The sequence below is a fragment of the Pseudoalteromonas sp. PAST1 genome (assembly GCF_021532515.1).
Lineage (GTDB): Bacteria > Pseudomonadota > Gammaproteobacteria > Enterobacterales > Alteromonadaceae > Pseudoalteromonas > Pseudoalteromonas simplex.
In genome coordinates this window covers 1-20,687 of sequence record NZ_JAKGBH010000037.1, presented here as the reverse complement: position 1 = coordinate 20,687, position 20,687 = coordinate 1, and the positions used below count along the sequence as shown (strand labels likewise).

Annotated in this window: 17 protein-coding genes and 5 tRNA genes; 2 read left to right on the top strand and 20 right to left on the bottom strand. The window is 42.9% G+C overall.

Annotation, left to right across the window (positions count from 1 at the left end; all coding sequences use genetic code 11):
- Positions 1-47 precede the first annotated feature (47 nt).
- The 9 genes from L1272_RS16565 to L1272_RS16525 all read right to left on the bottom strand — a co-directional run bounded on the left by L1272_RS16565 (position 48) and on the right by L1272_RS16525 (position 9,750).
- On the bottom strand, positions 48-476 hold the full coding sequence (locus tag L1272_RS16565) for an energy transducer TonB (RefSeq protein ID WP_199530065.1): 429 nt from the start codon (positions 474-476) through the stop codon (positions 48-50).
- A gap of 96 nt (positions 477-572) precedes the next feature.
- The gene (locus L1272_RS16560) at positions 573-1,751 is read right to left on the bottom strand and encodes an exo-beta-N-acetylmuramidase NamZ family protein (RefSeq protein WP_199530066.1); all 1,179 of its coding nucleotides are present in this window, start codon (positions 1,749-1,751) and stop codon (positions 573-575) included.
- The gene (gene murQ / locus L1272_RS16555; protein WP_138601982.1) at positions 1,751-2,686 is read right to left on the bottom strand and encodes an N-acetylmuramic acid 6-phosphate etherase; all 936 of its coding nucleotides are present in this window, start codon (positions 2,684-2,686) and stop codon (positions 1,751-1,753) included. Before murQ ends, L1272_RS16560 begins: the two co-directional genes overlap by 1 nt.
- Positions 2,676-3,587: a BadF/BadG/BcrA/BcrD ATPase family protein gene (locus L1272_RS16550; RefSeq protein WP_199530067.1), complete on the bottom strand. Its 912-nt coding sequence runs from the start codon at positions 3,585-3,587 to the stop codon at positions 2,676-2,678. The genes murQ and L1272_RS16550 overlap by 11 nt, the downstream gene beginning before the upstream one ends.
- Complete coding sequence (locus L1272_RS16545; protein WP_138617555.1) at positions 3,588-5,156, bottom strand: sodium:solute symporter; 1,569 nt, start codon at positions 5,154-5,156, stop codon at positions 3,588-3,590.
- Between the two features lie 80 nt (positions 5,157-5,236).
- Entirely contained in the window at positions 5,237-5,986 is a 750-nt protein-coding gene (locus tag L1272_RS16540; RefSeq protein WP_082389162.1) for a L,D-transpeptidase family protein, read from the bottom strand.
- Complete coding sequence (locus L1272_RS16535; RefSeq protein ID WP_235373886.1) at positions 5,983-7,095, bottom strand: dipeptide epimerase; 1,113 nt, start codon at positions 7,093-7,095, stop codon at positions 5,983-5,985. Before L1272_RS16535 ends, L1272_RS16540 begins: the two co-directional genes overlap by 4 nt.
- Before the next feature lie 8 nt (positions 7,096-7,103).
- The gene (locus tag L1272_RS16530; protein ID WP_199530071.1) at positions 7,104-8,480 is read right to left on the bottom strand and encodes an SH3 domain-containing protein; all 1,377 of its coding nucleotides are present in this window, start codon (positions 8,478-8,480) and stop codon (positions 7,104-7,106) included.
- A gap of 28 nt (positions 8,481-8,508) precedes the next feature.
- On the bottom strand, positions 8,509-9,750 hold the full coding sequence (locus L1272_RS16525) for a hypothetical protein (RefSeq protein WP_235373885.1): 1,242 nt from the start codon (positions 9,748-9,750) through the stop codon (positions 8,509-8,511).
- 217 nt (positions 9,751-9,967) lie between these two features.
- Here L1272_RS16525 and L1272_RS16520 point away from each other — a divergent pair, with 217 nt between their 5' ends.
- Positions 9,968-11,983 carry a TonB-dependent receptor gene (locus L1272_RS16520; protein WP_235373884.1) on the top strand — a complete coding sequence of 672 codons (2,016 nt, stop codon included), beginning with the start codon at positions 9,968-9,970 and terminating at the stop codon, positions 11,981-11,983.
- A 236-nt stretch (positions 11,984-12,219) separates the two neighbouring features.
- On the opposite strand, the gene L1272_RS16515 is transcribed toward L1272_RS16520, so the two are convergent.
- The 11 genes from L1272_RS16515 to xerD form a co-directional block, all read right to left on the bottom strand.
- A tRNA-Arg gene (locus L1272_RS16515) sits at positions 12,220-12,296 on the bottom strand.
- 95 nt (positions 12,297-12,391) lie between these two features.
- A tRNA-Arg gene (locus L1272_RS16510) sits at positions 12,392-12,468 on the bottom strand.
- Between the two features lie 142 nt (positions 12,469-12,610).
- Positions 12,611-12,687: transfer RNA gene (locus L1272_RS16505), tRNA-Arg, on the bottom strand.
- Positions 12,688-12,829: 142 nt separating this feature from the next.
- Positions 12,830-12,906, bottom strand: a tRNA-Arg gene (locus L1272_RS16500).
- A gap of 38 nt (positions 12,907-12,944) precedes the next feature.
- Positions 12,945-13,037, bottom strand: a tRNA-Ser gene (locus L1272_RS16495).
- Between the two features lie 112 nt (positions 13,038-13,149).
- Positions 13,150-13,347, bottom strand: coding sequence for a hypothetical protein (locus tag L1272_RS16490; protein ID WP_054551252.1), 198 nt, complete (start codon positions 13,345-13,347; stop codon positions 13,150-13,152).
- A gap of 251 nt (positions 13,348-13,598) precedes the next feature.
- Positions 13,599-15,134, bottom strand: coding sequence for a lysine--tRNA ligase (lysS, locus tag L1272_RS16485; protein ID WP_235373883.1), 1,536 nt, complete (start codon positions 15,132-15,134; stop codon positions 13,599-13,601).
- A 26-nt stretch (positions 15,135-15,160) separates the two neighbouring features.
- Positions 15,161-16,259, bottom strand: a protein-coding gene (gene prfB / locus L1272_RS16480; protein WP_199530074.1) for a peptide chain release factor 2 whose coding sequence is annotated in 2 segments (ribosomal slippage) — positions 15,161-16,183 and positions 16,185-16,259 — 1,098 coding nt in all. Because the reading frame shifts where the segments join, the coding sequence is not laid out codon by codon here.
- A 143-nt stretch (positions 16,260-16,402) separates the two neighbouring features.
- Positions 16,403-18,124, bottom strand: coding sequence for a single-stranded-DNA-specific exonuclease RecJ (gene recJ / locus L1272_RS16475; RefSeq protein WP_199530075.1), 1,722 nt, complete (start codon positions 18,122-18,124; stop codon positions 16,403-16,405).
- 76 nt (positions 18,125-18,200) lie between these two features.
- The gene (gene dsbC / locus L1272_RS16470) at positions 18,201-18,935 is read right to left on the bottom strand and encodes a bifunctional protein-disulfide isomerase/oxidoreductase DsbC (RefSeq protein WP_138599639.1); all 735 of its coding nucleotides are present in this window, start codon (positions 18,933-18,935) and stop codon (positions 18,201-18,203) included.
- Positions 18,936-18,994: 59 nt separating this feature from the next.
- A complete protein-coding gene (gene xerD, locus L1272_RS16465; protein ID WP_442960594.1) occupies positions 18,995-19,882 on the bottom strand; it encodes a site-specific tyrosine recombinase XerD in 888 nt (295 codons plus the stop codon).
- A 128-nt stretch (positions 19,883-20,010) separates the two neighbouring features.
- Here xerD and fldB point away from each other — a divergent pair, with 128 nt between their 5' ends.
- Positions 20,011-20,532 carry a flavodoxin FldB gene (gene fldB / locus L1272_RS16460; protein WP_054551247.1) on the top strand — a complete coding sequence of 174 codons (522 nt, stop codon included), beginning with the start codon at positions 20,011-20,013 and terminating at the stop codon, positions 20,530-20,532.
- Positions 20,533-20,687: the final 155 nt, after the last annotated feature.

Here is a 20,687-nt window from a genome sequence, read left to right as displayed (position 1 = left end):
GGGGCCGCTATTGCGGCCCTTTTTTATGCCTCAAAAACAGTAAAAACTTAAATTGTACAAAATGCTTTTGCAGCATCTATATTAGCCGCTTCTTTCATGAAGTAGTCTAGCTGCACCGTTCGGGTTATCGCTCGTGACTCGCTGTTACTTTTACTTGCCTGCCACAGCCAATGTTTAAGTGACTCTCGCGACACATCGACAAACAGCCCTTCTGGGAAGCTCTCTACAAAACGGATATCGGTGGTATTACCTTGTTTATCAATAGTAATAATAAAGCGCGCACAACCTGTCTGCTTAGATATTAAAGCAGCTTGAGGATAGTTGGGCTTTGTTGCATGTTTAAGTGTCCACAGCTGCTCTGCTGCGTTTTTATCATCACGAAGGTCGAGCACATCGGTTGAGTTACTTGTTGCACTGTTTGGAAGTTGTGAGCAACCAGCGAGTAAAGCAAATGCAGCAATTAAATGAACTTTCATGGTATATCCTTATAAATCAAGTCCCTGAATATACCACAATTAATTTTTAGAAATATAAAAAACGAGGCAAGCGCCTCGTTGTTATTTATCTAATTATTATTGATACAGCAAATATGGCGTTCGCTTGCGTTTAAAAGCGTTCAAATCCGCTTGCCAGCTTTGCTTGATTTGTTGCTCAGTTTGGCCAGCTTCAATCGCTAAACGCAATTTATCAGTTCCTGCAAGTTTATCCATAAAACCAGCTCGTTCAAAAAACGTTTGATCATTCGCGCTCAACTGTTGATAAGCCGAAATAAACAAACTTAAATCTAAACCTTGAATATCAGCATCTCGTAAGTCTTGACCAAATACTTCAACCCCTTTGAATTTAGGGTGCATTGAAGCGCCTTTAATCGCCCTAGGCGTAAAACTAAATTCGCCCAGTTTAACTGGCGAGTAACCGACAACTTGAAACGGAAAATCAGTGCCACGGCCAATAGTCACAGGCGTTGCTTCAAAGAAACACAAAGATGGATAAAGCGCAATTGATTGGGCATTTGGTAAGTTAGGGCTTGGCTTTATTGGTAGCTCATAAGCCATAGCACGGTCGTAGTTTGTAACAGGCACGACACTTAGCTCAAGCTTATCTGCGTCATTTATCCAGCCTTCGCCTTTGATCATTTGAGCAAGTTCAGCCACTGTCATACCGTGTAGAACAGGAATTTCGTGCATGCCAACAAATGAGCGAAATTGTGGGTCAAGAATAGGCCCATCAACATAGGCAATATTCGGATTAGGTCTATCGAGTACCACAACCTGTTTACCATTTTCAGCGGCAGCTTCCATTACGTAATGCATTGAGCTGATGTAAGTATAAAAACGCACACCAACATCTTGAATATCAAAAATAATGACATCTAGATCTGCAAGCATCTCAGGGCTTGGCTTTTTATTACTGCCATAAATCGACACAACATCAATGCCGGTTTTAGCATCTACTGTGCTTTTAACGTGAGCACCGGCGTCATGATCGCCGCGAAAACCATGCTCTGGGGCAAATATTTTGCCGATCACTACGCCATTATCAAGTAATGCATCAACCAAATGTTGACCACTCACCAGTGACGTTTGATTAACGACCAAGCCAACACGTTTACCTTTTAATGCAGGAACATAAGCTTGAAAATTGGCTGCGCCAACCTGTAAAGGCTGTGCATTTTTAGGCGCTTGTGCAGGTGTTTCTTGGCAACCTAAAAGCGCAAAACAACTAAGAAGTAAAATAACTAATAAACGCATTATTCTTCAACCGCCTTACGTAAAAAGCCACCTGCTTTTGACAATAACTGTTTTGCTTCAGGAGCTGGTTTTCCGGTCAACACAATTAAAATAGCCAGTTTTGCGCTTTGCCCTGCTTGCTTTAATGCATCAACGGCTTGCTGCTGCGAACACTCTGTTGCTTGCATCACAATACGAATAGCACGAGCATGTAGCTTTTCGTTACTGGCATTTACATCAACCATCAGGTTTTTATAGACTTTACCTGTGCGGATCATGCTGGCTGTACTTAGCATATTCAACACCAGTTTCTGTGCAGTGCCCGATTTCATACGTGTAGAACCAGTCACAGCTTCTGCACCAACTACAGGGCAAATACCAATTTGTGGTAAACGCATCACAGCTGAGTCTGGGTTACAAGTAACACCCACAGTGACACAACCTAACGATTTAGCGTATTCAATTGCCGAGCAAACATAGGGGGTACGGCCACTGGCAGCTATGCCAACCACGACATCTTTACTGGTTAAACTCACATTTTTTAAATCTTCAACAGCAAGTGTTGTACTATCCTCAGCGCCTTCTACGGCTTTTTTAACCGCGGTGTCACCACCTGCAATAATACCGAGCACTTGCTGATCGCTAACGCTATAGGTAGGCGCACATTCAACTGCATCCAAAATACCTAAGCGGCCACTGGTGCCAGCGCCAATGTAGATTAACCTGCCACCTTGTTGAAATGCGTCAACCACATGATCGACAGCTTCACTAATTTGTGGGATCACTTGTTTCACGGCACCCGCTACTTTGTGATCTTCATTATTGATCTTAGTGAGGATCTCGGTGGAGCTGAGCAGATCGATATCCAAAGTGTCTGGGTTTTGCCCTTCGGAGACAATACCGTTTAACTCTTCGAGTAACTCACGTTGTTGCTTAAAGACGTGCTCAGGGCTCATTGGGTTGTCCTTTTTCAATAATGTCATGGTAATGCTTTGCCGCTAAAATGGCGGCACCAGTTAATGAATCTCCTTTACAAGGAGATAATTCGTTTTGTAAGGCACGTGGCAATAATGGTTGGCTGACTTTCGCTAAACCACCAATTAAAATCACCGGTAACGGCGAGTTACCTCGGCTTTTATTTATTAAACTAACCACCGATTGGGTGTGCTCTGTTAATACCGTTTTAGCCGCCTCACAGTCGTTTTGTAAGCTAAACACTAATGGGCTAAATGCTGCATAATCCGCAGGTTTTGCTTGTTTAAGCCAACTACTAATTGTTTGACGAGTGCATCCTAGCTGCTCACTCAAACGAACCGTTAATAGACTTTTTGGTAAATCATAAATATCTATATCGTTTAATAATTGCTGCACTGCCATCAGGCCGATGCGGGCACCACCGCCAAAATCATCAACGGAAAAGCCCCAGCCGCTCACCAACTTTGTTTGCTTTTGGGCGTTTAATCGTGCACCGACAGCACCGGTGCCAAGGGCAATAACCACACATGGGTCACCAAGATTAGCACCATATAATGACGTAATTGCATCACTGGTAATTTGCAAACTGGCAAATTCTATTTCGTAAACTAGCTTGAGCATCACTGTTAATTGCTCAGCAAGACTCTGAGATGAGCCACCAGCAACACCCATAACGGTGACAATTTCACTCGGCTTTGCGCCACTTTGCTGGCAAACATCACGGGTCACTTTAACAATGTTTTCTAACGCTAAATCAAGATCATTCGAAATTGATGCCGAACCCGCTTGGGCACGGAAAGTCGCACCACTTGCCTGCTCTTTTAGCTCAGCTAACACTTTGGTGCCGCCGCCATCGATGGCTAAAATATAGCGTAAGGCCATTTATGCGCTCTTCTCGTGTGCCGCTTTACCTAGGCAACATACAAGTGTTGCGAGCAATGTACCTATGCATAGCTGCCAAGTAAATCCTAAGTAAAAGCGCATTGACTCAGGTAGTAGCCAATCAATCATGTAGGGCTGCATTAATAAGGTCACCATAAAGCCCGCTATTAGCGCCGCTAACACTGAACCTTCACTACCTCGTTTGGTGAACAAGGTAGTAAAATACACACCTAACAAACCGCTGTACGAAAACACCATGACACTTAGCGCAAATTTTAATAATGGCATATCACTGTATTGCTGCCAGAAATAGCAAAGAATAGCCATAAGCGCTAAAGCAAGGCTTACTAAAGCCATGCCTACACGACCCGCTTTTACAAAGTGATGGTCATTTACTTGTTTATTGTGTTTTTCCAAGTAAGGGCGATAGATATCTTGTACGATGACTGAAGACATCGAACTAAGCCCAGAGTTCAAAGTAGAAATAGCGGCAGCAATAATACCCACGCTGACTAAACCTTTAACCCCGGCTGGTACTTCGTTTAATACGTAGTACATAAAGATAGTAATTTTTTCGCCATTAAATTCTTGTACGACCGTTTGCCCAGCTTCGCTATTCATTAGTGCAGGTTGCTGATAAACAATATACAGCAGCAAACCAATAAAGATAAAAATAGCCATAACTGGGATCACCATCACCACCGATAGTAATAACGCTTTACTGCCTTCTTTTGGACTTTTACAGGTTAATAAGCGCTGCGTCATATCTTGGTCTAAACCAAATGCAGCGATGTTTAATAGCACAAACCCCGTTAACACAGAGGCCATGTTAAACACACCTGACGGGCCAAAATCTAAATCAAATTTAAACAGCGCAAGTTTTGAATCTGCACCAGGACTTGGCTCACTCAAAGTTGCAATAATGGTTGAGAAATCAGCCGGAATAACACTCAACAAGCACCAAATAACCGCAATAGCCGCACTGACATAAACGATACTTTGCAGTACATCAGAATAAATAACGCTGCGAATGCCACCCAAAAAGGTATAAAGCAGACCCGCAAGCGCCAATACTAAAGTCGCGATGACCACACTATCGGCATCGATATTGCCATACAGAATCATCGCCACAGCAATCGCTGCCATGTATAAGCGGGCGCCACTGGCAAACACACGACCAAATAAATACATCATGCCGCTACGGCGCTTGGCCTTTGGCCCGATACGTTTTTCAAGCAGTTCATATACAGTGAACACTTTTTGCTGGTAGAACTTCGGAATTAAAAATGCCGATACTATGAAGGCCGCAATAAAGGCACCGATATTAGTCGCAATATAAGAAAAATCACCTTGATAGCCTTGATCAGGCCCGCCAATAAACGTTGCCGCTGATTGCGAAGTCGCTAAAACAGAAATAGCCACCATCCACGTTGGCATGCTATTTCCGCCTAGAAAAAAATCTTGGCTTGAGTTAGCGCGTTTGCGATTAAACCACCAGCCACTTAGCAATAAAATTGCACCGTAACTTGCGAATACTAGCCAATCGAGAAAAGCGTAATTTGCACTCATTTATTATCCTAACCCAAACCTTGATGGAATATATTATTCCATTATTATGACAAAATTAAAATACTTTTATTTCATTATTTTTATTTAGCTAAGTTAGGTAATTGCCACTGACTTTGCTTTTGTTGATATTGCGCTTTGGTTAAGCTGACTAATAGCGGCTTTTTACGCTCATCTAACCACGCAAGTAACGCATCCATATTGCTTTCTGTCATTGCTGTGCAACCTGCTGTAGGCTTACTTGGCGCCCGCCATAAATGCATAAAGATACAACTGCCCGCGCCATTGATATTGCTTGGGTTATGCTTAACAACAATGCCTTTTTTATAAAGGTTATCTTGGCTGTAAATATCACGACGCATCCATTCTGAAGAGTCTTTTACGGCATCTTCACCTACTTGTGCTTTATCAACCAATTGGTTGTAAAACGGTGAGCCTTTCACATCGATACAATAATCATTTGCTGTCATTGCTTGATAACTAAGGTTCGTTTGTAATGAATCTAAATAGCCAAAAGCAGTACCAAGCTCAAAAATACCTGCCGGGGCTTTACCATCACCTTCTTGTTTTTGCTGACCCGGCTGTGCAGGATGCAGCCCCACTCCCCACGCAAGGCCAGTACGACCTAGTACCACCGCGTGTTGCTGGCCTTGTTGTTGCCAACTACCAGCGGTTTTTTCAAAGCGATACAAGGTAGCATCAATGGCATCACTGTCATTGGCTACCACCACCACGAGCTGTTGATGACTGTTATCAATAACAGGTTTAGGTAACTCTTTACTGGCACAAGCCGATAAACTCATAACTGCAATAAGACTGACTAGTTTTTTCATGCTGGCCATACTCCGTTTGTAATTAGTTCAAGCCCCGTTATTGATTCAATACCAAGACCTGGGGCATCCGATAAGCGTATTTGCGGGCCGCTAAATTCAACGCCCCCTTGCACAGGGTCATATTGACCAAGGGCTGGACCATCTAAATCGATTTTACTGATTTGCTGTGCTTTGGCAGAGGCTAAATGTGCAGCACCAGCTACGGCAATACTGCCCTCTAGCATACAACCTATCATACACTCTGCTTGGTATTGGGCTGTGATATTAGCAATCTCAATTGCTCGGCTTAAACCGCCCGTTTTCATTAATTTAATATTGATAATATCAACTGCGCCAAGCTCTAAAAGTTGTATTACTTGCTTCGGTGAAAAGGCGCTTTCATCGGCCATAATCGGGGTGTTCACTCGCTCAGTAATATATTTTAGACCTTGAATATCACTGCTTTTTACTGGCTGCTCAACCAACTCTAATACCACGCCGGCTTGCTCAAGTTGCTGCAGTGCAAACACAGTTTGTTTGGCATTCCAACCTTGGTTTACATCTAAACGCAGCTGAGCCTTATCGGCAAAACTTGCATGAATTGCTTTTACACGCTCAATATCTTGATTAAGGTTATTGCCGATTTTTATTTTTAATACATCAAAGCCTTGCTCAATCGCTCGCTGACAGTCACTGAGCATTTTATCTATGTTATCGACACTAATGGTGATATCGGTTTTTAGCGCTGATTTACCACCACCAAGTAGCTTATATAAAGGCGCTTGATAGAGCTTGCCCCACAAGTCGTAAACCGCCAACTCTAAAGCCGCTTTTGCACTACTGTTACCAACCACCGTTGATTGAATAATGTGGGTAAGCTGATTAATGTTTTCGATTTCTTGCCCCACTAATTTAGGAGCAATAAACTGCTGAATGACCGCTATCATTCCTTGATGGGTATCGCCTGTAATAACCGGAGTTGAGGCCGCAGAGCCATAGCCAATTTGACCACATTCAGTGTCGATTAAAACCACTAAATCCTCGATAAAACTCACTTCTCTCAGTGCGGTTTTAAATGGGGTAACTAATGGCACTTTGAGCTTTGCAAAGCGAACAGCTTTAATTTTCATACTGGCCTCTAACGAATACGCTTAATGTTATAAACACGATCTAAGTAGCTGGTTTCTTGCGATAATCTAAGTGGCAATAATGGCGTGACCGACACCCCATTCAAGGCACTACTATAAAAGCTACCATCGCCTTTGTTATAACCTAAGCCTTTAACGTCATGAATAACATAAGGCTCACCGTGATGCTCTCCTAAGTACATCATTACATGACCCGGAATATAAATTAGATCGCCAATCGCCATGTTCTTAACCGTCGGCAACTTATCATCTGCCGCAGTATTTTTATCAAAACGACTATTTTGCCCGTATTCACTACTGCCTTGCTGCCCTGAATTACGCGGCATTAGTAGGCCAAAGCTCTTATAAATTTCACCAACAAACCCAGTGCAGTCGCGACCATTGTAATCATGGCCCCAACCATAACGCTCACCTAAAAACTTAAAGCCTTGTTTAATCAGATTCTGTTCGTTGTAGTCTAGGTAGCCTAAGTTTACATCGGCAGTTTTACTGATCATCGCCGGTTTAATTACAAGTTTGCCTTGCTCATCGCGGGTTGGTAACTGTACAACATGGCTAGCATAGCTGTTTTGGCCGTTGAGCAAATACGGTACTTGCTCACTATCAACCAATGGTAAGCGTACTCCCATATCGAGCTGCACTTCTGAGAGGGTTTCATCGCTTGGCACATAAGCAGTATTGACCTTTGCCCCAGTTACCACCAAAAAGTTAGCTTGTTCGCGATAAGCTTTTATTTTATCCGCATCAGCAAAGGCAAGATCTTTGGCTGGCGTCCATGCAAGGTAGTTGTAAGCACGAACTAACAACCATTTTTTATCTGCGCTTTGATGCAATACAGCAACCGCTTCGCCCGGAAACATACCGCTTTCTTGAAAACGATCTAAGTCTTGATCAAGGCCGCTATTTAATACCCGATCCCAGGTTGGAAAAGTGCGTAATGCGGTGCGCTTAACGACCACAGCAAAGCGTACCTCATTGTTATCTCCGACTTTGTTAAGGTTTAAGTTTTCCTGATATTTAGCAAAATCTTTCGCTGTGAGTTGGCGGCCATCGGTAAAAAAGCGCGGGCTTTTTGGAATTGAACTTGCTGAATGAATGGCGCTTGTTAGCTCGTCTTTAGTGAGCGACTTTTGAAATGAAAGAGGATCAACAATGTATTTATTATCTTTTACTAGTTTCTCGTTGAAGGCCGCAATTTGCGCCTCTGTCATGATCACTTTTGCCGATGCACCTTGTGCTAGCCAGTAGCTGGGCGAAAGCTGTGACTGCGTGACCCCGATAACATCTGATTGCCACCCCTCAGCATGCATAGGTGCACTAAAAGCAACACCTAAAGTAATTGATAAAGCGATAATTGAACGACGCATAGCTGTACCTTAATTCTTATTGAACGCGTTAATCTAATAATTTTGTAAAAGCATGCTGCAACTTTTGCTGCATTTGCTTACCGACTGTTGGTAAATTGGCTTCGTCGGCCCCCAAAGTTGACTGCTGCACACTAAAAGTAAACTCACGGCCACCTTGATAATTGCCTAAACACACATGTGCCAACATAACTGTTTCTGTGGTGGAGCGCGTTTCACTTGGCCCCCAGCCAATTTTTTGCCAAACACGCCACTGCCCATTCGTTGCGCTATCGAGCACTTCTTTTGCTGAGCGACTATCATTTGGTGCAATAACATTTGCCAATGCATTTGTAACGATATGACTGATACCCACCATCATACCGCCTACAGGAGCATGTTCATCTGTATGACCTGTGCCGTTAAGTAGCACATCAACATCACTTGCTTGTAAAAAAGGCATTTGCGTACTTGGTTCACGCTGATGACTAACCAGACGTTTTAACCATTCCGCTTGAGCAAGTGTGGTCATTGCTTTGTTGCCCGTTAAACCACAACCCTCACAACGATACCCCAAATAGCCAGGATCATCACTGCTTGCTTTGTACCGGCTTATCTTTGCATCAAGCTCATTATTAGCAGGGTTATGCCAGTATTCGTCTGATGGCATAAACTGCTCTGAGCCATATGCGCCGTTAAATAACAAACGCTGATCCTGTAGTTTTAGCCAGCCATCATTAAAAAGCCCACGTAAATACTCGCGCCCTGCTACATTGACAAAATAACTGGCTATCGCATTTGAATTACCATCGGCTTTGCCAAATGCTTCGTAACTATTGATACTGCTGATCAAATCAGCGAGTGCCGTATCACCAGCAAAAGAAGCTGCACCAAGCTCTGGGTGAGTTTGCCTTACTTTTGACAGCGCACCGCTAAACGCTTGAACCTTCGATGAGCTCCAAGGTTCATACAGCTCATTATGGCTGCCGTCACTTAAATACCGGTAAGCTAATTGCCCTGCTTGAACTTGATAATCGATTAGGAGTAGCTTGCCCGGTTGCTCTGGGGCTAAAAAATACTGCCAGTCGGCTGCCACTCTGTTTTGCCAACCTGCTTGCTGGTAATTAACCTCAGCCGCTGATTTATAGCCTTGCAGCTTAGTTTCACTCTCAAGCGATAAACAGCCAGTATTGGTTAAATCGTTTGGCAAAATAGCAGGCGCTAACATTACCTGCTCGAAGTATTGTTGGTCGGTTATCGGGGCTTTTTCAGTGCTTGTTTGACAACCTGCCAAGAGTATCAGGGTGCAACTTATAGCCAGCCTGTTTTGATATGCACCTTTCACATACATAAAATAAAATTCCCACTTGTTATTATTTTTGGAATATTTTATTAAATCTAACACAAATTGACCATGAAGCAAATTAACTCAATTTTTTAAACGTTTCTTGCATCCAATATTAGCAATTACTCGTTTGTTGATTAGCACCTTTCAAATAAGGATCTTTCAAATGAATAAGCTATGTATCAGTGTTGTAACCTTCTGCTGCTCTTTTAACGCGTTTGCTAATATAGAAAAAATAACGGTTTATGGTCACCGTACTGGATTAATTGGTGAGTCTATAAGCGCCTCTAGCGGTATTATTGGTCAGGGTGAAATAGAAAATAGACCCATGCTTCGATCTACTGAATTGCTTGAGTTAATTCCCGGTATGGCTGTCACCCAACACAGCGGCTCTGGAAAAGCGAATCAATATTTTATTCGTGGCTTTAATCTTGATCATGGAACAGACTTTGCCACGAACATTGATGGTATGCCTATCAATATGCGCAGTCATGGTCATGGGCAAGGCTATACTGACTTAAACTTTATAATTCCAGAAACAATTGCCACTGTTAGTTATCAAAAAGGCAGTTATGATGTGCGCCAAGGCGACTTTTCAACGGCTGGCAGTGCTTATTTTCATTTATCTGACAACCCTAAACATGATCAGCTCAGTATCACTGTAGGGGAAGATAACTTCTATAGAGGTGTTGCATTAGGGAGTACCTCAATCGGTAGTGGCAAACTGGTAGGCGCGACAGAGTGGCAAGTTTATGATGGGCCTTGGCAGGATATTAATGAAGACGTTAATAAAAAAAACGCATTGCTACGTTATAGTCGTGATTCAGAACAAGGTAACTTATCAATTACGGCAATGGCTTATGACAACAGTTGGAATTCAGCAGATCAGATCCCGCAAAGGGCTATTGAGCAAGGTATCATTTCAGAGCTTGGCTCACTCGATAAAACACTTGGCGGAGAGTCAAGTCGGTATAGCTTATCGACAAATTGGCAAGGACAAAACTTATCAGTAAGTGCATACCTCATCGACTACGAGCTAAATTTATACTCTAACTTCTCATATTTCCTTAATGATCCAATTAATGGCGATCAGTTTAACCAACGAGATAATCGCACTATCTCAGGTGGAACACTAAGCTATCAATTTACAGCTAATGTAGGTGATATTCCCGTTAATCATACCGTTGGAACAGAGCTTCGGCATGATAATGTGAATAAAGTTGGCCTATACAATACACAAGCCCGAAAGTACCTTTCAACAGTACGACAAGACAGTGTCGAGGAAACAAGCTATACAGCATACTGGCAAACACAACTTCATTTAAGCCAACAGTTAGAGGCAACCCTTGGTGTTAGATATGATTATTTAGATGCTCACGTTGATAGCGACAACAGTTTAAATTCTGGAGATGCAGATGATGATTTACTCGGCTTTAAGGCGAGTCTAACTTACTTATTTACTGATAACCTTGCTGGTTATGCAAACTGGGGGCAGTCTTTTCATTCAAATGATGCTCGTGGCGCAACCATTGCTCAAGACCCAGTAACATTTGAGGCAACAAACACCGTAGACTTACTCGTTAAGAGTAACGGTGCAGAGTTAGGGTTGCGCTACTTCGATGAGCAACAATTTAACTTTTCTGCAGCCCTTTGGTGGCTAGAACTCGACTCAGAATTGTTGTTTGTTGGTGATGCAGGTAACACTGAGGCCAGTGATGCATCACAGCGCTATGGTATAGAACTAAGTGCCTACTACTGGCTTAGTGACACATTAAGCTTAGATGCAGAAGCGTCATTTACGTATTCTCGTTTAGACATTAGCAATAACAACAACCGTATTGAGGGAGCTGTACCAGTGGTTGCAAGTGCCGGGATTAGCTGGCAGTTTGCACAACAGTGGCAAAGCTCATTACGTTTACGCCATATAGGTAAACGTATGTTGAGTGATGATGGCAGCAAACGTTCAGAGCCTTTAACTGTGGTGAATGGTTTAGTGAGTTATCAGCAAACTCATTGGAAAGCAGCACTTGAATTGCTTAACTTGTTTGATAGTAATGACCATGACATTGATTACTACTACTCATCAAGACTAGCGGGCGAACCAACAGAAGGGGTAGAAGATAATCACTTTCACCCCATTGAGCCACGCACAGTTCGATTAAGCATGAGTTTTTTATTTTAAAGAATGATCCTATTCTGTAGGTCGCCATTTATGGCGACAGCATCTAGATGCGCGCGAAACAAGTTTCACGCCTACGGGGTGCATTTTTTGTATTTTGAGTTGGGGATTTAATTTGTGGTGTGGAAGCGTGATGTTCACAACTGAAGTCGCTCCTACAACCACACCTACGCGAATTGCAGGCACAAAAAAACCGACTTTCGTCGGTTTATGTCACTTTAACTCTACATGAGAGAAAGTGGCGGACGCGGGAGGATTCGAACCTCCGACCGCCTGGTTCGTAGCCAGGTACTCTATCCAGCTGAGCTACGCGTCCGCAGTATGTTTCGCATGTTTAAGTCGCGCATTGACCATGTCTTAAACACAAAAAAACCGACAGCTTGTCGGCTTATGTCACTTTCTAAGAGAAAGTGGCGGACGCGGGAGGATTCGAACCTCCGACCGCCTGGTTCGTAGCCAGGTACTCTATCCAGCTGAGCTACGCGTCCGCAGTTGCATTTTATAATCTTGCAATGATTTATCTTTATACTCGATGTGAGCTTTCAAATATGGCGGTTGCGGGACGTCTTTTGAAAGACGTGAACCTCCGACCAAATTTGTATCTTTATACTCGATGTGAGCTTTCAAATATGGCGGACGCGGGAGGATTCGAACCTCCGACCGCCTGGTTCGTAGCCAGGTACTCTATCCAGCTGAGCTACGCGTCCACACGCACATTTGAATATTGCTAATTTATTCTCCTAGCAGAGTTAAAGTAAAAATTGGCTTACGCGGGACGTCTCTTGAAAGAGTGAACCTCCGACCAAATTTACTAACATCTTATACTCGATGCAGAGTCAAAGTAAAAAGTGGCGGACGCGGGAGGATTCGAACCTCCGACCGCCTGGTTCGTAGCCAGGTACTCTATCCAGCTGAGCTACGCGTCCACACATATTACTTTCAAGACATGCCATTTTAAAAAAAATGGTGGAGAAGGAGGGATTCGAACCCTCGATAGAGCTACAAACCCTATACTCCCTTAGCAGGGGAGCGCCTTCGGCCACTCGGCCACCTCTCCGTCTTGTGGGGCGTATAATAAAGACTTCAGGAAATATGTCAAACACTTTTCAAGGAAAATCGTACAGATGGTTATAGATTATCCACAACGCACAAAAACAACTCGTTTTTGTTTACCCTTTAGTCGTTTTTTCTTTATCACTCAACGGCTCAAGACCCGTCAGTGGGATTAGTTCATCTGTTAATTCGGCTAGGTATTGGTCTTGATAACCCAATTGTTGGAATTCGGCGATGCAGGCACGATAAAAAGCTTCACGTTGATGCTCGCTTGGCGTTGTCTCTACTGAAGACTGCGAAGGCTTTTTTGTCATTATTATTAAGTCCGTTTAAACGTTGAAGAGAATGGCGTAATGATGTCATATCTTGTCTAAAAATAATACTATCGGACTTAGAATTAGTAGAAAAACTTTACAACTTAGTAACTTCGTTTGAAGAATAATTCAGCATTTTCTTTTAGATCAGCTAATTACAATTAAATATAAAAATTGAGAGCAATAAAAATCAGAAAATTCTGATAACAAAAACGCCGCTAAAAAGCGGCGTTTTCAGAACATTTAGCTGATTAGTCAGCTTGAGGACGCATGTGTGGGAATAGGATCACGTCTTTAATTGTTGGTGAGTCAGTAAATAACATCACTAGACGATCGATACCAATACCCTCACCCGCTGTTGGTGGTAAGCCGTACTCTAACGCACGAATGTAATCTTCATCGTAGTGCATTGCTTCATCATCACCTGCGTCTTTCTCTTCAACTTGACGAGCAAAACGCTCAGCTTGATCTTGTGCATCGTTAAGCTCAGAGAAACCATTTGCTAATTCACGGCCACCTACGAAGAATTCGAAACGGTCAGTCACAAATGGGTTTTCATCGTTACGGCGCGCAAGTGGAGACACTTCCCACGGGTAAGCGGTAATGAAAGTTGGTTGAATTAACTTATGCTCAGCTGTCTCTTCGAAGATTTCACATAAGAATTTACCCGGGCCCCATACACAGTTTTCTGGGATCTTAACGTGTACTTGCTTTGCGTACGCTTTAAGTTCTTCAAAATGGTTTTCAGGATCATTAAATACCGCAGCATCAAAGTCTGGGTTGTACTTAAGGATAGCCTCGCTCATTGTTAAACGCGCAAAAGGTTGTCCAAAGTCGTACTCTACTGAATCTACAACTTCACCATTTTCATCTTTCGTTGTGTTTACCACAATTGGTGAACCAAGTACGTCTGTCGCAACAGTACGTAACATGTCTTCAGTGATGTTCATTAAGTCAATGTAATCAGCGTATGCTTGGTAGAATTCGATCATCGTGAATTCTGGGTTATGACGCGTTGATAAACCTTCGTTACGGAAGTTACGGTTGATTTCAAATACACGCTCAAAGCCACCCACAACTAAACGTTTTAAGTAAAGCTCAGGGGCAATACGTAAGTACATGTCGATATCAAGTGCATTGTGGTGTGTTACGAATGGACGTGCAGACGCACCACCTGGGATCACTTGTAGCATCGGTGTTTCAACTTCCATGAAGTCACGATTAGCTAAGAAACGACGGATACCTTCAACAACTTTTGAGCGAATACGGAAAGTTTCACGTGTCGCATCATTCGTAATTAAATCAACATAACGTTGACGGTATTTAGTTTCTTGGTCAGATAAACCATGGAATTTTTCTGGTAACGGACGTAATGACTTTGTCAGTAACTCGTACTCTGTCATTTCTACGTAAAGGTCACCTTTACCTGATTTATTTAGTGCGCCTTTAACACCGATGATGTCACCGATATCAAGTTGACCGTATTTTGCTTTTAATTCTTTTTGTACGTCTTTTGATGCGTACGCTTGAATTTGGCCTTTCATGTCTTGTAACGCAAGGAAAGGACCACGTTTTGCAAGAATACGACCTGCAACTGATACAACATGTTGCTCAGCAACTAATTCTTCTTTCGATTTATCACCAAACTCAGCTTGCAAATCAGCCGTGTAATGTTCACGACGGAATTGGTTTGGATGACCGTTGGCTGGGCAATTTTCGCGGATTGCGTCTAATTTGCCACGACGCTCAGCGATTAACTTATTTTCGTCTTGGATTTGATCAGTCATTTTTTAGCTCTTTTTTAGCTTGGTGGTTATAGGCCAGATTTAAGGCTGGCTTCAATAAATTTATCTAAGTCGCCGTCAAGAACCGCTTGTGTATTACGGTTTTCAACGCCAGTACGTAAGTCTTTAATGCGCGAGTCATCAAGTACGTATGAACGAATTTGACTACCCCAGCCAATATCAGATTTAGCATCTTCTTGGCTTTGTTTCTCAGCATTTTGTTTTTGAATTTCAAGTTCAAACAATTTCGCTTTTAACTGCTTCATTGCTTGGTCTTTATTCTTGTGCTGTGAACGCTCATTTTGGCACTGTACAACAGTGTTGGTTGGTATGTGAGTAATACGAACCGCTGACTCTGTTGTATTTACGTGCTGACCACCTGCGCCTGATGCGCGGTAAACGTCAATACGTAAGTCTGCCGGATTAATATCAATTTCGATATTATCGTCGATTTCTGGGTAAACGAATGCCGATGCAAATGAGGTATGACGACGACCACTTGAGTCGAACGGGCTCTTTCGCACTAAACGGTGAACACCTGTTTCTGTACGTAACCAACCGTATGCATATTCGCCAACAAAGCGCACAGTTGCGCCTTTGATACCAGCCACATCACCATCAGTTGCTTCAACCAGTTCAACTTTAAAACCTTTTGCTTCACCCCAACGTAAATACATACGCAGTAGCATGTTGCACCAGTCTTGGGCTTCAGTGCCGCCAGAGCCTGATTGTAAATCAAGGTAAGCATCGTTTTGGTCATGGTCGCCTGAGAACATACGACGGAACTCTAGCTTTTCAAGCTGTGCGCTTAAATCGCCTAATTCAGCTTCAGCTTCAGCGAAGGTTTCTTCATCTTCTGCTTCAACAGCAAGCTCGACTAAACCTTCAACATCTTCGGTACCAGACACTAGATTATCAATGGTCTCAACAATAGCTTCGAGTGCCGACTTTTCACGGCCAAGTGCTTGAGCTCGCTCTGGCTCATTCCACACTGCTGAATCTTCAAGTTCTGCGTTAACTTCTTCTAACCGCTCTTTCTTAAGAGGGTAGTCAAAGGTACCCCCGAAGCAGTTCAGTACGTTCGCGAATTTCCTTGATTTGATTAATCACAGGATTCACTTCAAACATGTACATTACTCCAAAATGGCTGATTTACCGCGCACCGATATCGACAATAAATACGGTAAATTATCTACAAATATTAAAAACGCCCGATTTTAACAAAAAACCGAGCGTTTTATTAGCCTTTTATGTCGATTATAACGATATTTTTATGTCGCTTTTTGTAGCTCTCGAATAATCAACTGTAACGAGAATTTACCACGGAATTCATTTATATCGAGTTGATAAGCAGCTTTCACATAACGCACTTCGGTATCTGGCCATGCACGCACATCAACCCCAAATGCAATGCCATCAACTAATCGTCCAGACTGATGTTTTAAAACTAGTTTTAAGTGTTTTTCACCGACAATGCGCTGCTGTATTACTTCGAATACATGTTCAAACACTGGCTCTGGAAATTGCTGACCCCAGGGGCCGGCATTTTTTAGCTGGTTTGCAAACTCCATCGAAAAGCACTCATTAGGTAATTCACCATCGGTAAGTAAAATACTTTGCTTATGCTCTTCAGTGAGTGTGTCTGTCACCATTTGCTCAAACACGGTTTTAAATTCAATAAAACACTGCTCATTGATACTCAGCCCCGCTGCCATGGCATGGCCACCAAATTTACTGATCAAATGCGGGTAGAGTGTATTTACTCGCTCAAGCAAATCACGCATATGCAGCCCTTCAATAGAGCGGCAAGAGCCTTTTATTTCGCCGTTATCACCCGCTGCAAAAATAATCGTCGGGCGGTGATACTTTTCTTTTAAGCGACCAGCCAAAATACCAATCACGCCTTGGTGCCAATCAGCTTGGTATAAACAAATGGCATCAGGCACTGACTCGGTTTTAAATGCTAAACGATCAAGCACCGCTTGTGCTTCAGTTTGCATACCCTGCTCTATTTCACGGCGCTCATGATTGAGGCTGTCGAGCTCACTGGCAATACGGCGAGCTTGGTTTATATCGCTTGATAACAAACAAGCTATACCTAAACTCATATCATCTAAACGCCCTGCTGCATTTAAGCGTGGTGCCAATGAAAAACCAAAGTCACTGGCGCTTAAACGGGCCGCATTGCGATTTGCCACTTCGATTAGGGCACTAATACCTGGGCGTGTTTTACCACTGCGAATACGTGCTAAACCTTGATGAACTAAGGTTCGGTTATTGGCATCAAGCGCGACCACATCGGCAACGGTACCAAGGGCTACAATATCAAGTAACTCAGCCAAATTTGGCATTGGATTTTGCTGAAAGTACCCTTGTTCACGTAAGTGGCTACGTAAAGCAATCAGCAGATAAAAAGCCACCCCAACGCCTGCTATCGATTTCGATGGAAACTGACAGTCATGGCGATTCGGATTCACAATAGCATCTGCATTTGGTAGGGCTTCACCTTGTAAATGATGATCAGTTACCAGCACCTTAATACCTGCTTGCTTTACAATGGCAATGCCATCGATACATGAAATACCGTTATCAACGGTGATCACAAGCTCGGGTTGCATGGTTACTATTTGCTCAGCAAGTGCGGGGCTTAGGCCATAACCTAGGCTGAATCTGTCTGGTACCAAGTAATCAAGGTTCTTTAAGCCGAACATAGCAAGACCTTGCATTAAGGTTGCTGTGCTGGTTGCACCGTCGGCATCAAAGTCACCGACGATTAACACGCGACTTTGATCAGCTAGCGCTTGTTGCAATAGCACAACAGCTTTGTCGATATCTTTAAACAGCTTAAAGTCATGTAATGTTGCAGCGCTATTATCGAGTTCAGTGGCACTTTGCACCTGTCGAGTCGCATATATTTGCTTAATTACAGGATGTAAATGGTGTGGTAAATGCGAATCATCAACATGAGGACGAGCTTGAATTATTTTTTCCATGTCGGAAATGGTACTTCTTTGCTTAAGACAAATAAAAAAGGCCTACGACAAATAGGCCTTTTCGTTAAAAAATCGGTTATGAAGATGTTTTTGGTAAAGCATCAAGCGCTTGGCTAATTTGCGCAGCTGATTGATAACCTGGGATCATGGTACCATCTTCTAAAATAATTGCCGGTGTGCCCGACATTCCAAAGCTTTGGCCTAGTTGGTAGTGCTCTGCAATTGGTGCGTTACAACCAGGCACGGCAGCGACTTCTGCACCCGCTTTTGCTTCTGTTAATGCTTCAGCAGGGTCTTTAGCACACCATACATTCATTAAATCTTGGTAACCTTTACCACGTAAACCACCACGTGGGAAAGCAAGGTATTTAACCGTGATACCCGCATCTAAGAAGTCATCAAGTTCACGGTGTAATTTACGACAATAACCACAGGTGATATCGGTAAATACTGTGATCGAATGCTTTTCGTCTTTCGCTTTGTAAACGATCATTGAGTCTTCGTACTCAGCAACACCTTCTTTACGAACGTCACTTAGAGCATGCTCTGTTAAATTAACTCGATTATTAAGGTCAATCAGTGTTCCTTGCATTAGAAATTGACCGTCAGGGCTTGCGTACAACACGCCTTTGTCAGTAATTAGTTCTTTAAGACCTGCCACTGGGCTTGGGTTGATTTGCTTAACGGTTACGCCTAATTCAGCAAACTTAGCAATAATAGGGGCATCAGCAGCGTCTGTTGTTGATACGCCATTGGCAAACACATTTAAGCTTGTGCCTAGTAGTGCTGTGGCTAAAACTAACTTTTTCATAAATATCCTATATCCTGATCATTTTTTATATAGACCGGTACATCTTTAAAAATCTTGCACTAAGCACGTGGATGATGTTGCTCGTGTACCGACTTCAATCTTTCATTCGCTACATGGGTATAAATTTGTGTTGTTGATAAGTCACTGTGACCTAACATCATTTGCACGACTCTAAGGTCCGCCCCATGATTAAGCAAATGCGTTGCAAACGCGTGTCTGAGCGTATGCGGTGATAACGGCGATTCAACTGATGCCAAAATAGCATAGTGTTTGATGCGATGCCAAAAAGTTTGTCGTGTCATGCCAATCCCGCGCTTTGATGGGAACACAAAGTCAGTGGCATGTTTAATCATTTGCGAACGACCCACTTTTAAAAACTGCTCAAGCCAGTACATTGCTTCTTCGCCTAAGGGAACTAAACGCTCTTTATTACCCTTACCTTTTACAAAGACCACCGCTTGGCGCAAATTAATTTGCTCCATTCTGAGCCCCACCAGCTCTGTAACACGAAGCCCTGTGGCATATAACAGCTCAAGCATGGCTTTATCGCGAAGCCCCATTGCATCTTCTATGTCTGGGGCTGCAAGCAGAGCTTCTACTTCGGCTTCTGACAGTGTTTTTGGTAATGACTGCCCTGCTTTTGGCTGAGCAATACTGACCATCGGCGAATCAGCAATGGCTTTTTCGCGTACAAAATACTGATAAAAACGCTTAAGTGCACTGATGCTTCGCGCTGTACTGCGCGACTTCAGTCCTAAATCAACACGGTATGCTAAATACGCTTCAATATCATCTGAGCGGACAGCCAGTAGGTCTTTATCTTTTAAAAATTGGCAAAACTTTTCAAGGTCACTGCGATAAGCGGCTAATGTGTTTTCGCTGACTCCCTGCTCAAGATACAGCGTATCTAAAAATAACTCTAAATGTTCGGCGTTATTTGCTGTTATTACACCTTTTTGGGCTTGTGAATTATTATCAGCCACGCGTACTCTCATCCTTATCAAGGTATCAATTGATTATACCTTACGGTAAACTTACGCCTATCATATCAGGCAAATACACAGTGATAAATACGATGCAGATTGGTTTATTTTATGGTTCTACAACCTGCTACACAGAAATAGCGGCAGAGAAAATTCGCGATATTATTGGTCACGACATCGTGAGCCTTCACAATATCAAAGATGAGCCATTAAAAAATGCAGAGCAATTTGATTTCGTGATCTTCGGCATTTCAACTTGGGATTTTGGTGAGTTGCAAGAAGATTGGGAATCAATCTGGGATGACATTAAAGATGTTAACCTAAACGGCAAAACCGTGGCTCTGTTTGGTATGGGCGATCAACAAGGTTATGGTCAGTGGTTCCAAGATGCACTTGGCATGTTACACGATGAAATTTGTGATCAAAGCATTACCTTGCTAGGAAAATGGCCTAACGATGCAAGTTATGAATTTGAGGCGTCAAAAGCACTCACTGAAGATGGCAAACAATTTGTTGGCCTAGCCCTTGATGAAGACAGCCAATACGAGCTTAGTGATGAACGTATCGCAAGCTGGGTTGAACAAGTCATGACTGAGTACAGTGAAAGCTTGTAAGCCATGAATAAAAAGCCAAGCATTGCTTCAATGCCGATCAGTTAAGCAATTGACATTTGGCATAATAGGATCAAAATCCGATGATCACAGGTCATCGGATTTTTTTATGCCCCTTAATCATAGCTTCGCCAATATTTCATCATTTATCGATTCTA

Excerpts from the sequence above, each read along its gene's own strand:
- L1272_RS16535 (WP_235373886.1), bottom strand. The coding sequence starts at position 7,095 with ATGAAAATTAAAGCTGTTCGCTTTGCAAAGCTCAAAGTGCCATTAGTT.
- L1272_RS16545 (WP_138617555.1), bottom strand. The coding sequence starts at position 5,156 with ATGAGTGCAAATTACGCTTTTCTCGATTGGCTAGTATTCGCAAGTTAC.
- L1272_RS16530 (WP_199530071.1), bottom strand. The coding sequence starts at position 8,480 with ATGCGTCGTTCAATTATCGCTTTATCAATTACTTTAGGTGTTGCTTTT.
- L1272_RS16560 (WP_199530066.1), bottom strand. The coding sequence starts at position 1,751 with ATGCGTTTATTAGTTATTTTACTTCTTAGTTGTTTTGCGCTTTTAGGT.
- L1272_RS16540 (WP_082389162.1), bottom strand. The coding sequence starts at position 5,986 with ATGAAAAAACTAGTCAGTCTTATTGCAGTTATGAGTTTATCGGCTTGT.
- murQ (WP_138601982.1), bottom strand. The coding sequence starts at position 2,686 with ATGAGCCCTGAGCACGTCTTTAAGCAACAACGTGAGTTACTCGAAGAG.
- L1272_RS16550 (WP_199530067.1), bottom strand. The coding sequence starts at position 3,587 with ATGGCCTTACGCTATATTTTAGCCATCGATGGCGGCGGCACCAAAGTG.
- L1272_RS16490 (WP_054551252.1), bottom strand. The coding sequence starts at position 13,347 with ATGACAAAAAAGCCTTCGCAGTCTTCAGTAGAGACAACGCCAAGCGAG.
- lysS (WP_235373883.1), bottom strand. The coding sequence starts at position 15,134 with ATGACTGATCAAATCCAAGACGAAAATAAGTTAATCGCTGAGCGTCGT.
- fldB (WP_054551247.1), top strand. The coding sequence starts at position 20,011 with ATGCAGATTGGTTTATTTTATGGTTCTACAACCTGCTACACAGAAATA.
- L1272_RS16520 (WP_235373884.1), top strand. The coding sequence starts at position 9,968 with ATGAATAAGCTATGTATCAGTGTTGTAACCTTCTGCTGCTCTTTTAAC.
- recJ (WP_199530075.1), bottom strand. The coding sequence starts at position 18,124 with ATGGAAAAAATAATTCAAGCTCGTCCTCATGTTGATGATTCGCATTTA.
- dsbC (WP_138599639.1), bottom strand. The coding sequence starts at position 18,935 with ATGAAAAAGTTAGTTTTAGCCACAGCACTACTAGGCACAAGCTTAAAT.
- L1272_RS16565 (WP_199530065.1), bottom strand. The coding sequence starts at position 476 with ATGAAAGTTCATTTAATTGCTGCATTTGCTTTACTCGCTGGTTGCTCA.